Source organism: Liberibacter crescens BT-1, from assembly GCF_000325745.1.
GTDB lineage: Bacteria > Pseudomonadota > Alphaproteobacteria > Rhizobiales > Rhizobiaceae > Liberibacter > Liberibacter crescens.
In genome coordinates this window covers 508,746-522,185 of sequence record NC_019907.1, presented here as the reverse complement: position 1 = coordinate 522,185, position 13,440 = coordinate 508,746, and the positions used below count along the sequence as shown (strand labels likewise).

Below are 13,440 nucleotides of genomic sequence, written 5' to 3'. Positions count from 1 at the left end.
CCACAGTAAGCCCCCCTTTTATAATTAAAAATATCTTAAAAACTAACTTTATATTATAATAACTGATCCTTGAACAAAACTGCAGCGGCAATAAAGCTTTTAAATAAAGGATGTGGGTCCAAAGGACGACTTTTTAACTCAGGATGATACTGGACACCTATAAACCAAGGATGATCAGCATATTCTATGACCTCAAGAAGAATATTATCTGTTGAAATTCCTGAAAAAATTAATCCAGAATTTTCTAAGATTTTTTTATAATTGATATTAACCTCATAGCGATGACGATGCCGTTCTGTAATCATAGTAGAATTATAAATTTTAGAAACCAATGATCCTTCTTTTAGAAGAGCACTATAAGCTCCTAAGCGCATTGTTGCCCCAAGATCACTCATAGGAGAGCGCCTCTCAATTTCTTTTCCTTTCATCCACTCATCAATAAGCGCAATAACAGGTTCAGAAGTTTCACCAAATTCAGTAGAAGAAGCATTTTTTATACCAGCAATATTACGAGCTGCTTCTAAAACAGCCATCTGCATACCAAAACAAATCCCAAAATAAGGAATATGTTGTTCACGAGCAAACCTTGTAACATTAATTTTTCCTTCGGAAGCCCGCTTACCGAAGCCACCTGGAACAAGAATAGCATGAACATTATGCAAATGATGCGAAGGATCTTCTGTTTCAAAAATTTCTGCTTCAAACCACAATAATTTTACATTCACCTGATTACTGATACCACCATGACGTAACGCTTCTACAAGTGATTTGTAAGAATCCTTAAGAGAATTATATTTCCCGACAACAGCAACAGTCACCTCATTTATTGGAGAACGAATACGCTGACAAACATTTTTCCACGCATCAAGATTAGCCTCTTGAGGCTGATTAATACCAAAACAAGATAAAACCTCACTATCAAAACCTTGATTATAATAAGCAAGAGGCAAATAATAAATATCATTAACATCAAGAGCTTGAATTACTGCTGAAAGGGGTACACTACAAAATAAAGAAATTTTGCGCCGTTCTGTTTCAGGAATCGTACGATCAACTCGAACTAATAAAATATCAGGATGGACACCCAATGCTTGCAATTCTTTAACGGAATATTGAGTAGGTTTTGTTTTTAATTCCCCTGAAGATGAAATATATGGCATAAGCGTTAAATGAACGTACACAGAAGCGCTACGTGGTAAATCATTACCAAGCTGACGAATAGCTTCTATAAAAGGCATAGCTTCAATATCACCAACAGTTCCACCTATTTCACAGATAACAAAATCAACGTCATTATTATTGCTTATAATAAAATCTTTTATCTCATTTGTTACATGCGGAATAACTTGAACAGTCGCCCCAAGATAATCACCCCGACGCTCTTTATCAAGAATATTTTTATATATACGACCAGTTGTAATATTATCTGCACTGGTTGCCGAAATACCTGTAAAACGTTCATAATGCCCAAGATCTAAATCAGCTTCTGCACCATCGTCCGTAACAAAAACTTCGCCATGCTGGATTGGACTCATCGTCCCAGCATCAATATTAAGATAAGGATCTAGTTTACGTATCCTCACCTTATAACCACGAGATTGCAACAATGCAGCTAAAGTAGCAGCTGCTACGCCTTTACCAAGAGAAGACGCTACACCACCAGTAATAAAAATATACCTGACTATGGGAGAAGACATTCACAAACTCAAATTTCTATTATCAAAGATACCATAAATTAAAAATCCAATCACCACTCAAACACCAAAGCAAAAATGCTTTCCTTACGGATTAACAGGTATATCTGAACTGTTTTGTAATGGAGAAACTGCCTTTCCTTCTTTTCCAGGAGAATGAGAAGAATTAGGAGGAGATAATGAATCGAGTATACCAGAATTTTTCTCAGAATTTTTTGGAATTCGATTTATAATATCTTTAGCATCATAATCGTAACGCAACAAAATTCCAAGAACAATAGAGGTTATAAAAAAAAGACCTGCAAGAATAGCTGTAATACGTGTCAATGCATCAACAGCACCTCGAGGAGAAAGAAATCGTGAACCATCACCCATTCCCAAAATACCACCCTCTGAACGCTGTATCAAAACAACACCAACCAATGCAATAACTACTACAAAATGAACGATAATCACAAATATTTGCATTACAACATGTTCCACAAAAAATATTTTAACTTGGCAAAGACTATTCTTTAACAAAACAAGAGATTTATTAAAAAATACCCTAATTAGGGGAAAAATCCCTAAAACTCTTAATAATATCTAAAAAACTACTTGACTTTAAACTAGCACCACCGACAAGAAGACCATCCAGATTATTAACTGATATAAACTGTGAAGAATTATTAGCATTTACTGAACCACCATACAGTATCCGAATCTTCTGTCCTATATCTGAAAAACGACTAACCAAAATACTCCGTATAAAAGTATGTACCTCTTCAAGATTATCAAGAGAAGGAACACAACCTGTACCAATTGCCCAAATTGGCTCATAAGCTACAACAAGATCTGCAGCTTCAATATCATCAGGGAGGCTGTACTCTAACTGTCTCTGCAACACCTGATAGGTTTTTCCACAAGAATATTCATCTGCTGACTCACCTATACATAATATAGGCTTAAGCCCTGAAAAACAAACTGTTTTAATCTTTGAACAGATGATATCATCTGTTTCTTGATAATGAAATCGACGCTCGGAATGACCAATAATGACAAAATCAGCTCCACAATCAACTAACATTTTTGCTGAAATATCACCTGTATGCGCTCCAAACTCGTTTTTATGACAATCTTGTCCTCCTATCAACAACGAAGAACCTTTACAAAGCTGTGCTGCCAAATACACTAATGTTGCCGGTGGACATATCACAACATCAACGAACTTATCAAAAAGTGATAGAGCATCAACAACTACTTTTACATGCTCAAGAGAAGCACGAAGGCCATTCATTTTCCAATTACCGACGATAAGCGGAAAAATATTTGGAGTCATTCAATGCCTCCCGTTTCAATGATCTCTATGTTCAAGACAACACTCATTTATGTTAACGATTTTATACAAATACCCTATAATTAGCAACCGTACCAATCCTATGCATAATTTACAAGGCTTGGCTACAATAACTTTTTTGAGTATCTTTCAAGCCAATTTATTATATCTTTATCGTTATAACGACAATAAAAAATAATCAGATGTCTTGTTATTAATAACAGTTAAGCTTGCTTTTCAGATAATTTAAAATTACTGGTATTCTCTTAGAGATTTTTTGATATACTAATATCAAGTTATTGACATTAAATATAGATTTACCGCAAGCGCGAATACATAGTTAATATGAGAAAAAATAGACCTCATAACCTTAATGATCTGATTAATAATAGAAACGATCTTTTTCTAACAGAAGAAACACATCAGACAATCCTTTCTCTAAGCTCTAATACAGAGCAAACATCAGAGATAAATGCTACAATTGATACATCATCTGATTCCCCTACTAATTATGATGCTTCATCAATTCGTATTTTAGAAGGACTGGAACCTGTACGCTTGCGTCCAGGGATGTACATTGGAGGTACAGACGAGAAAGCTTTACATCATCTTTTTTCAGAAGTGATTGATAATTCAATGGATGAAGCCGTAGCCAGTCATGCAAATATCATTGAAATAATACTGGAAAGAAATGGATTTCTTACTGTGACTGATAATGGACGTGGTATTCCGGTAGAAAATCATCCACAGTTCCCAGAAAAATCAACACTCGAAATCATTATGACCAAACTGCATGCCGGTGGAAAATTCGGAGGAACTGCTTATGAAACATCAGGCGGACTCCATGGAGTAGGTATTTCAGTTGTAAATGCTCTTTCAAGCAATATGCAAGTTAAAGTTGTAAGAAACCATCAACTCTATGAACAAAAATTTTCTCGTGGTATACCGCTTGGATTACTTGAACACCTTGGAAAGGTTCAGAAAAAACAGGGAACAAGTATCAAATTTCTTCCTGATTCACAAATTTTTGGTGAAGACGCCAGATTTGATGCAAGCAAGCTCTTTAAGATAGCTCAGTCAAAAGCTTATCTTTTTGGCGGCGCAGAAATACGTTGGTACTGCGATGAATTTTTAGCACAAGAAGCGAAGATTCCTGAAAAAGCCATCTTTCATTTTCCTGGCGGATTAAAAGAGTATTTGGAAAAAAAAATTGAGAACCGCAGTCTTGTCACCAGTGAAATTTTTTCAGGGAAATCGGAAAAGAAAGGCCATGGAACTGTTGAATGGGCTATAGCTTGGTGTGAAGAAGAAGATACCCTATTATCCTACTGTAATACCATTCCTACACATGAAGGAGGTACGCACGAAGCCGGACTCCGCATTGCTCTGACCAAAGGCATTAAAAACTATGCTGAATTAACACAGAACAAACGAGCCAATGCTGTTACCACAGAAGATGTGATGCTTTCAGCTGTTGGTATACTATCTATCTTCATACGTGAACCAGAATTTGCAGGACAAACCAAGGATAAGTTATCCAGCACAGAAGCTCATCGTATAGTAGAAAATGCACTCCGAGATCCCTTTGATCACTATATGGCTGGCAACCCTGTTGAATCAGCAAAATTATTGGATTGGATTATTGAACGTTCTGAAGAACGTATGAGACGAAAAAAAGAAAAAGAAATAAATCGTAAAACAGCAGTACGTAAACTGCGGTTGCCAGGAAAATTAGCGGATTGTTCGCAAAACATTGCAAAAGGCGCAGAAATTTTTATTGTCGAAGGAGATTCAGCAGGCGGATCTGCAAAACAAGCAAGAAATCGTACCAATCAAGCCATTCTTCCACTACGAGGAAAAATTTTGAACGTAGCCAGTGCTGGAGCAGAAAAACTTTCTTCCAATCAACAGTTGCTTGATCTTGTTCAGGCTTTAGGGTGCGGTACAAGATCCAGATATCGCGATCAGGATTTGCGTTATGAACGTGTTATCATCATGACGGATGCTGATGTTGACGGAGCTCATATTACAGCTCTATTACTGACTTTCTTCTATCAAGAAATCTATGATCTGATAAAAAAAGGACATCTTTTCTTAGCTGTTCCTCCATTATATAAAATTACACAAGGCTTAAAATCTGTTTATGCTCGTGATGATGAACACAGGATAGAACTTATGAAAAATTATTTTACAGGAAAAGCAAAAATTGAAATCAGTCGGTTTAAAGGACTAGGAGAGATGCTTCCAACTCAACTGAAAGAAACAACGATGGATCCGCAAAAACGAACTCTTTTACGTGTAGAGATTAATGAAAATGCTTTACAAGAAGAACAAGTTTCTATTAACCAGCTTATGGGAATAAAGCCTGATGCTCGCTTTCGATTCATCCAAGAAAGAGCTGCCTTTGCTGAAAGCCTGGATATATAATTAAGGATACATGATAATCACCTTTAAATAATATCAACAAGCCATGGTATTTTTTAATATTGTTCTTATTATATAATATAAAAAATAAAGGTCATGTTATTTGAGTTCTCTAGAAAATAAAAATTCTCATAGTTTTGAAACGCAGGACAAGCCACGGTGGATTGGAGCAATCCCATCTTTTAAAGAAGCTATTTTACGCCCGCTTGTTATAGCTCGATGGATTATTATTCTTATAGTCTTAGGCGCCGTTTACTTTTTTCAAGGGTTTTTTGTACCAATCCTCACAGCTCTTGTTATCGGCATTGCAAGCTGGCCATTACATAAACGTATTGTGATAAAAACTGGAGGTTGTTCTAACATTTCTTCTGTAATTTCTCTCTCTCTGATTTTTATCATCCTTATTATTCCAATAAGTTTTATGATATTCCATACGGTGATCGAGTTACAGCAATTAATACCCTTAATGATTGAAGCCAATAGCAAGGGTCTCCCTACTCCAGAATGGTTTTCATCCCTTCCAGTTATTGGTTCCTGGCTGAATACACAATGGAGCAATCACTTAACAAAACCTGGAGGATTAGAAGAAATTTTTGCTATTTTTTATAAAGGAAACATTCAAAACATTTATAATTTTAGCATTAATCTTACATATAATGCGTTTGAAATGTTTCTAGGAATAATTTTTACGTTCATCGCTTTATTTTTTATATATCGTGATGGCGATACTATGATAAATCAATTCGATATTCTAGGAAAATGTATTCTTCCTTCCCAATGGCAAAGACTTTCAAGAATTATACCTGCAACAATTAAAGCAACATTTTTAGGCATGACAGCGATCGCCATCGGCGAAGGGATTGTGCTTGGCATTGCATATTGGATGGCAGGTGTTCCTTCTCACACAACTCTTGGAATTCTGACAGCAATTATGGCAATGGTTCCAGGAGGAGCACCTATTTCTTTTACACTTGTATCACTTTATCTGGCCTTGAGTGGCCATGTTCTTAATGCTCTATTATTATTTAGCTGGGGAACGATTGAGTTATTTATTGTTGATAAGACCTTAAGACCTTTTCTAGTAGGAGGTCCGATTAAATTACCTTTTCTTCCTACTTTTTTTAGTCTGATCGGTGGTGTTAGAACTATGGGATTACTTGGCTTATTTATTGGCCCTGTTCTCATGGCTTTATTGGTTGCTATATGGCGAGAATTTATTAAAGAAGCCAATTTAATCTCATCAAAAGAAAATACACGAACCTCTGATTAAAAAGAAAAAATATCTATATACTTTAAGCTGCTACCAGAGCATTTCCTGAAGTGATAGCACGAACAAGTCGTCTATTCTCGTTAATATATAATTTTTCGATCATATCTAACAACTCCGCAGCAGGAGAATTTAAATCTACCTTACCCTTTAATCGTTGTAGTAGTTTTTCAGCAACTATTCCTGGCTCCACTATAACAGCATACGACGCAATTTCACGCCAAAGTATTGTTGCCTCAACAAAAATTCCGCTTATTTCTCTACCAAGACCGACAGCCTCATAAAGAGCACGCACAGCATGAATACCCCCAGAAACAAGAATAGAACGTACTCGATTTTTATTATTTTCCATCAGATCTTCAAGCACTGCTGCGATAAAATCAATCTTTCCCATTGTCAATGCCCTCATAAGAAAGGCTGGTGTTAATTGTCCATTCCGACGCAAATCATGCACAAGAGTAGGAAGGCTAGAGAAATCTGTTCTTGCTATAATTTCAAGTGTTCCTGTATCATTACTGTCTGCTACGATATAACTTGCACGACGAGAACCAATAACTTCATTTACTAAATGACATTCTAATAAAGATTTGCTAACACTGCGCATCAATAAATAACGCGCTCCTGGTGGCAAATCTTGACGAAATATTAATAAACAGCGTATTTTAACACAACTGTTAAAACGTTCAGTTATCCGCATTAAAGAAGTGCGAGAAAATTTTGCAGATTGATTTTCAAGTAAAGCAATGATATCAATTTCGCAACCAACTTCAGCTAAAGCTGCCGATACGACATGAGATAAATTTTGCCGTGAAGCAACAAACAATCTTGCCACATTGCTACCGCGTCCAACAATATCCACTAGATCACTATCTGTAAGAACAGGAGAGTATAAAATTACATTTCCAGCAATCTCTGATTGATCTTCACTCAATTCTAAAATAACATGTCGTGGAACTTTATAAGAATGGGATATTTGCTTTACAAAAGCTAATCTTACAGCAGGAACAGGATCATCTAAAAGATGCATCATTATTAAAAGCAACTCATCCCTATCCCTTTTTTTAAACTTCTCTTCTCTCCAGACTTCTCCTAAAGCATGAGCAAACCAAACTCGTTCTTTTATTTTGGCTTTTTTTGCCCATTGTATAAAGGTTTTTACACTCATGCCAAACTCCAAAGCAAATCATATGCTATTATCATTAAATTAAAAATAAAGGTTAATATTTAAAAGTTAATGGTTGATGCAATATGAACAAAAAAATAAAAATTTTTGGTGATATCTTCTGGCTAACAAAAAAAAACGATACCACTATCGACTTACTTTGTAGTAGCCAGGTCAGTAATGTACTTCTCAATGCCAATCAGCATTCTTTCCTAAAGAAAGCTATTCAAAAGTTACGTGATGCAGGAAAAAAAATATTCTTATTTATAAATGAGCATACACTTGATGTGGCAGTTGACTTAGACGTAGATGGAGTTTTTGTGGCAGTCGTTTCAGGAAAAGATTTAGAAAAAATTGATGTTTTTCTTACTGTAGCTGAAGTCTCTTTAGGAAAAATTCAGGGTATTACAAAAATTATTGCTGTCTTCGAAGAGTCAAAAGCTTTATTAAATGCTGCCAGTTTTCCTGAAAAATCTCAACGTTTCTGTGCTTTAGCTTTCATGCCAAATACAAAACTCCATAGTAATCAAACAAATCTAGAAATAATATTATTGATCGCAAAAAGCTCTCATGTTTCTGCTTTTCTTATGACTCCTGACATACATGGAACAGATTCATGTTATAATCAAAAATATCTATATGGTTTTGATGGAGTTATTGCTCCTCAATCACCTTTGCTTGCAATACCAAAAAAGAAATCTACTTGAGTATGATCTTTCTCTTTATCTCTTATCCTGTTAAAAAAGGAAAACTCAAAAATCCTATTTTTCCAGTTTTTAATAAAAACCAATTTCCAATAGTTCATCTGATACTATATTAATTAATATCCATATGAAAAAACTTTTATATCTCATTAGTATTATCATTATTTACATGCAATACATGAATGTATATCAAGCTTATTCCAAAGAACAAATTAATTCCTTGAACAATCTTTATGTTTCTCCTAAAACATCCCGACCTACAGCTTCTGAACAAAAGGCAGATCCTAAATCTTCTAATATTTTACGAGAAGTCGTTCTAGAAGCACGCTTAACAGCTAATGGTAAACCAATCAAAAGAAAAGTATTCTGGCATGTCTTCAGTTCTATTCTGAATACAGAAGGAAAATTATCTTTAATAGCGACTGCTGAAGGAGGTCATACTACCTTTAAACTCATTCCAGGAAATTATTTTATTAATGCTTCTTTTGGTCGTTCTGGCATAACTAAAAAAGTGCATATTCCAATGACCGGAAATATTGAAAAACAGATTTTTATTCTTAAATCTGGAGGATTGCGTCTACATGGAGTATCTAAAAATAATAAAGAAATTATAGACAATCAACTAACATTTTCTATTTATTCTCTAGAACCAACTCTCAATAAAAAGCCATACCTTATTATGGAGAAACTAAAAGCAGGTACGATAATCCGCTTGAATGCAGGTATCTATCAAATTATTTGTCAATATGGAAATTATAATGCAGAGGTCAATAGCCATATTAAAGTAGAAGCTGGTAAATTAATTGATGTCAGTATTGAAAATCGAGCAGCAAAAATAACATTTAAACTTGTTTCAGAAAAAGGTGGAGAGGCAATTGCTGATACAGCCTGGTCAATAATAAACTCAAGTGGTGATACTGTTGCTGAAAGTGTCAGCGCATTCCCCTCAATAGTTCTTGCTGAAGGTGAATATGTTGCAATCGCACACAACAAGGATAAAATTTATCAGCGAGAATTTTTAGTAGAAGCTGGTAAGAATACTGAGATAGAATTACTTCTAAAAGAAAAACGACTTAACCTTAAAAGCATAACAACCACACCTGAGATGGATTAGATAATCATAATAAGAAAAAATGTATATTTCATATATCTATCCGTGATTTTGTTATCTTATCAAAGGCTTTATTAACATAATCATCTCTTTCATAAATATCTTGAAAATACTCAATAACACCTTGTTTATTAGGCCAAGCAGTAAAGTAAGAAATATAAACTGGTATTTTCTCTGAAACAGACAAAACTTTGTTTTTCCCTTTGCTGGCTTTAATCTCATTATTAAGATCCTCAATTTTATATCCCAATATGGCAGCAGCCATCGCTCGTGGATCAGATAAACGAATACAGCCATGGCTTAAAGCCCGCATAGATCTCTTAAAGAGATTTACCTGTGGCGTTGCATGCATATAAATAGCATGTCGATTTGGAAAGAGAATTTTTAATTCACCGAGAGCATTAAAAGCAGAAGGTGGTTGACGAACTGCTATGTTGCTTGTCGAACCATACCAGTTAACTGAAGAAGACGATATCCGCTTTCCTTTCAACTCAACCTGATATCCCATACGATCAAGATACGACGGATCAGAACGAAGTCGAGGTAACATTTCATTTATTATAATTGATTGAGGGACTCCCCAATAAGGATTCAACTCTATAATCTGAATTTGACTATTAAAAAAATTGGTTTGATGATTCTTAGAACCAACAACAACTGGCATAGAGAGTTTTTCTTGGCGATTATCAATATAATACGCCATAAAAGCAGGTTGATTAATAAAAACATAACGCGAACCAAGATCTGCAGGAAGCCACCGCTCTTGTTCCAAAGAAACAATTAATTTCGAAATTTTTTCTTTAAGTTTCTTATCAGATATAATCGCTTTTATTATCGTATGATTAATAATACCATCTGGTCTTAATTCATTATCTTTCTGAAAAGATTTAATGATATTTATTGCATCACCATCATAGACAAAATTCTCTTTATAATGAGAAAAGAAATTCGCATACTGATCTCTAACATTTTTTGATAACTGTAATTCAACTGCCTGAATAACATGAGGCAATTGCGAACTGCTCATTCCAGGTTTGATAACACTACCATCAAGAGCTAAAATAGAGGATTCATAATCCTTTTTAAACTTTTGCAATTTCAATAAATGTTCTAATTCAGCTTGAAGAATATTAAAATGCGTATTAGACGGTGTAAAACTTACAAGATATTTTGAAATATCATGCGTACTACTTGCCAATTTCAAAAATGATGAAATATCTACTTTTTTACGCGTAAAATCATAATACCCTGAAATTCGATTTGGATCAACACGTCCACGTTGATTATCTTGAACATAGGCAAGAACCTTAGCTGAAAGCAGTAATTCAAATCGCATTAAAGCATGCGCACGCTCTTTAGCATCGATATTCTTAAGATCAGGAACCTTGACAAAATAATCAGCAGGCTCAAGACCTATATTATTAACCTTTGAAAGAAAATCTATTGCTTCAAATGCTTTTTGATTAATAATTCCTTCCAAGGATACCCAAATCAAAAAATCACCTTTACCGTAATAACTCTCTAATGCTTCGGCGATATCAACAGGCGCTTTAATACTAACAGATGCCATAGCTGAATTTAATAGATTGTGAGAAACAACAATAGCAGCAGAAATATCAATAACAGACCCTTTATTAACTTCCTTTGTAACAACATTGGCAACATCAGCAATAATAGGATCGACAACCAAAGGAATATTTACAATCCTCTGAATATCAGGCTTATACACATAATAACGATACGAGGTTATTATATCTGTTGATTCTTTTATTCGTCTTTTATTTTTTTTACTAACATGCCTTGAGCTAATTTTTTCTGTTGATTCAACATTTCTTTCTACAACCTTAGACCTTCTACTTAACAATATAGAATCTTTAGTATTCTCTTTACGATTTTTTATAATCTCTATAAGAGTTGTAGCGTAAATAAAATTTGGCATAAAACAAAAAATGCCATAAAAACAAATAACTAAAACGATAAACTTTTTCGGAAGAATCATCTAGAAAATCCCGTACTCACAAAGGCATCACAATTAATTACATATACAACTTTAACAATATATATTATATGCATTACCTGAATTTAATATATATTCTATTAAAAATAGGTTTAACTTTCAATAAAATTTAAATCTTTCAGGGAGATGTTATAAAATAATATCAAATTACTCTTTATAATTTTATATCAATCACAGAAATAATATTTCTTCATTTTGTTAGCATTGACTTTTTAAGTCTTGAAAAATAAAAATAACAAAAAACCTTACTAAGGTTTATCTAACAATAAAAATACCGCTTAAGACAGGGATATGATGACTAATACTCGCACTGAAACAGACAGTTTTGGCTCCATTTGCGTAGAAAAAAATCGTTATTGGGGTGCACAAGCGCAACGATCTCTTGAAAATTTTAAGATTGGGCAAGAAAGACAACCTTTACCAATTATACGCGCTCTTGGTATTGTAAAACAAGCTGCTGCACGTACAAATATAGAACTTAAACGCCTTGATCCAGTGCTTGGGGAAGCAATTATTAATGCTGCTCAAGAAGTTATAATTGGAAAACTTGATGATCATTTCCCACTTGTTGTCTGGCAAACAGGCTCTGGTACGCAATCAAACATGAATGCCAATGAAGTGATTAGCAATCGTGCAATAGAGATGCTGGGTGGAACTATAGGTTCAAAAAAACCTGTCCATCCTAATGACCATGTCAACATGAGTCAATCGTCTAATGACACCTACCCCACGGCATTGCATATTGCCTGCGCAGAACAGATTTTCCATCGCCTTCTTCCTGCTCTTCGAGGCCTATACCAAGCCCTTTTAGAAAAAGTTATCACATTTGAAAATATTATAAAAATTGGACGAACTCATACCCAAGATGCAACACCGATAACTTTAGGACAAGAGTTTTCAGGATATGCCACACAGGTTCAATCATCTATCAAGCGTATTGAGTCAACTTTATATGGCCTCTATGAATTGGCTCAAGGAGGGACAGCTGTAGGGACCGGTCTTAATGCACCAGTTGGATTTGCAGAAAAAGTTGCTAAAAATATCCAGAAGATTACTGGACTTCCTTTTGTAACTGCACCTAATAAGTTCGAAGCACTTGCTGCTCATGATGCCATCACATTCAGTCATGGAGCGATTAACACTACAGCAGCATCCCTTTTCAAAATTGCCAATGACATCCGTTTTCTAGGATCTGGCCCACGTGCTGGACTAGGAGAATTGATATTACCAGAAAATGAACCGGGCTCTTCTATTATGCCAGGAAAAGTCAATCCAACTCAATGTGAAGCATTAACCCAAGTTTGTATACATATTTTTGGCAATCATACAGCAATTACTTTTGCTGATAGTCAGGGACATTTTGAACTAAATGTTTATAAGCCAATGATCGCTTATAATTTCTTACAATCAGTACAACTTTTAAGTGATGCAGCAATATCATTTACAGATCACTGTATAATTGGTCTTAAGGCTCATGAAAATAATATTACTAATTCATTAAACCGATCTCTAATGCTTGTTACCGCCTTAGCACCTAAAATAGGATATGATAATGCAGCTAGCATTGCTAAAACAGCGCATAAAAACGGTACAACTCTCAAAGAAGAAGCTCTCGCTAGCGGATTTATTTCTGAAGAAGATTACGATACCCTTGTCAAACCCGAAAAAATGCTTCATCCTATGTAAACATCAAGTTTGTAATGTGGCTAACAAAAAAATAGTACAAGACAAGATCTTTTAAGTTGC

General features: G+C 34.8%; 10 protein-coding genes. 5 read left to right on the top strand and 5 right to left on the bottom strand.

Translation table 11 applies throughout. The annotated features are described in order from the left end of the window. Positions 1-53: 53 nt before the first annotated feature. The 3 genes from B488_RS02250 to tpiA all read right to left on the bottom strand — a co-directional run bounded on the left by B488_RS02250 (position 54) and on the right by tpiA (position 3,012). Positions 54-1,685: a CTP synthase gene (locus tag B488_RS02250; protein ID WP_041771023.1), complete on the bottom strand. Its 1,632-nt coding sequence runs from the start codon at positions 1,683-1,685 to the stop codon at positions 54-56. Positions 1,686-1,781: 96 nt separating this feature from the next. Continuing rightward, positions 1,782-2,162, bottom strand: a complete 381-nt coding sequence (gene secG, locus B488_RS02245) for a preprotein translocase subunit SecG (protein WP_015272881.1) — start codon at positions 2,160-2,162, stop codon at positions 1,782-1,784. Positions 2,163-2,241: 79 nt separating this feature from the next. Then, positions 2,242-3,012: a triose-phosphate isomerase gene (tpiA, locus tag B488_RS02240; RefSeq protein WP_015272880.1), complete on the bottom strand. Its 771-nt coding sequence runs from the start codon at positions 3,010-3,012 to the stop codon at positions 2,242-2,244. A 342-nt stretch (positions 3,013-3,354) separates the two neighbouring features. Between tpiA and parE the strand changes: the two genes are divergently transcribed. Together parE and B488_RS02230 are read left to right on the top strand one after the other, a co-directional pair. Then, positions 3,355-5,436 (top strand): DNA topoisomerase IV subunit B, encoded by a 2,082-nt coding sequence (gene parE / locus B488_RS02235; RefSeq protein WP_015272879.1) that lies wholly within the window; start codon positions 3,355-3,357, stop codon positions 5,434-5,436. 100 nt (positions 5,437-5,536) lie between these two features. Next, a complete protein-coding gene (locus tag B488_RS02230) occupies positions 5,537-6,703 on the top strand; it encodes an AI-2E family transporter (RefSeq protein WP_015272878.1) in 1,167 nt (388 codons plus the stop codon). A 22-nt stretch (positions 6,704-6,725) separates the two neighbouring features. On the opposite strand, the gene B488_RS02225 is transcribed toward B488_RS02230, so the two are convergent. Beyond that, positions 6,726-7,865 (bottom strand): DUF2336 domain-containing protein, encoded by a 1,140-nt coding sequence (locus B488_RS02225; protein ID WP_015272877.1) that lies wholly within the window; start codon positions 7,863-7,865, stop codon positions 6,726-6,728. Positions 7,866-7,948: 83 nt separating this feature from the next. Between B488_RS02225 and B488_RS02220 the strand changes: the two genes are divergently transcribed. Next, entirely contained in the window at positions 7,949-8,569 is a 621-nt protein-coding gene (locus B488_RS02220) for a hypothetical protein (RefSeq protein ID WP_015272876.1), read from the top strand. A gap of 175 nt (positions 8,570-8,744) precedes the next feature. After that, positions 8,745-9,680 (top strand): hypothetical protein, encoded by a 936-nt coding sequence (locus B488_RS02215; RefSeq protein WP_015272874.1) that lies wholly within the window; start codon positions 8,745-8,747, stop codon positions 9,678-9,680. A gap of 28 nt (positions 9,681-9,708) precedes the next feature. On the opposite strand, the gene B488_RS02210 is transcribed toward B488_RS02215, so the two are convergent. Continuing rightward, on the bottom strand, positions 9,709-11,616 hold the full coding sequence (locus B488_RS02210) for a L,D-transpeptidase family protein (protein ID WP_172792738.1): 1,908 nt from the start codon (positions 11,614-11,616) through the stop codon (positions 9,709-9,711). A 372-nt stretch (positions 11,617-11,988) separates the two neighbouring features. On the opposite strand from B488_RS02210, the gene fumC reads away from it, so the two are divergent. After that, positions 11,989-13,380, top strand: coding sequence for a class II fumarate hydratase (gene fumC, locus B488_RS02205; protein WP_015272872.1), 1,392 nt, complete (start codon positions 11,989-11,991; stop codon positions 13,378-13,380). The last annotated feature ends 60 nt before the right edge of the window (positions 13,381-13,440 follow it).

What these genes read in the sequence shown, in the direction of transcription:
- secG (WP_015272881.1), bottom strand. Translation starts at nt 2,162, where the DNA reads ATGCAAATATTTGTGATTATCGTTCATTTTGTAGTAGTTATTGCATTG.
- tpiA (WP_015272880.1), bottom strand. Translation starts at nt 3,012, where the DNA reads ATGACTCCAAATATTTTTCCGCTTATCGTCGGTAATTGGAAAATGAAT.
- parE (WP_015272879.1), top strand. Translation starts at nt 3,355, where the DNA reads ATGAGAAAAAATAGACCTCATAACCTTAATGATCTGATTAATAATAGA.
- B488_RS02225 (WP_015272877.1), bottom strand. Translation starts at nt 7,865, where the DNA reads ATGAGTGTAAAAACCTTTATACAATGGGCAAAAAAAGCCAAAATAAAA.
- B488_RS02220 (WP_015272876.1), top strand. Translation starts at nt 7,949, where the DNA reads ATGAACAAAAAAATAAAAATTTTTGGTGATATCTTCTGGCTAACAAAA.
- B488_RS02215 (WP_015272874.1), top strand. Translation starts at nt 8,745, where the DNA reads ATGAATGTATATCAAGCTTATTCCAAAGAACAAATTAATTCCTTGAAC.
- B488_RS02210 (WP_172792738.1), bottom strand. Translation starts at nt 11,616, where the DNA reads ATGCCAAATTTTATTTACGCTACAACTCTTATAGAGATTATAAAAAAT.
- fumC (WP_015272872.1), top strand. Translation starts at nt 11,989, where the DNA reads ATGACTAATACTCGCACTGAAACAGACAGTTTTGGCTCCATTTGCGTA.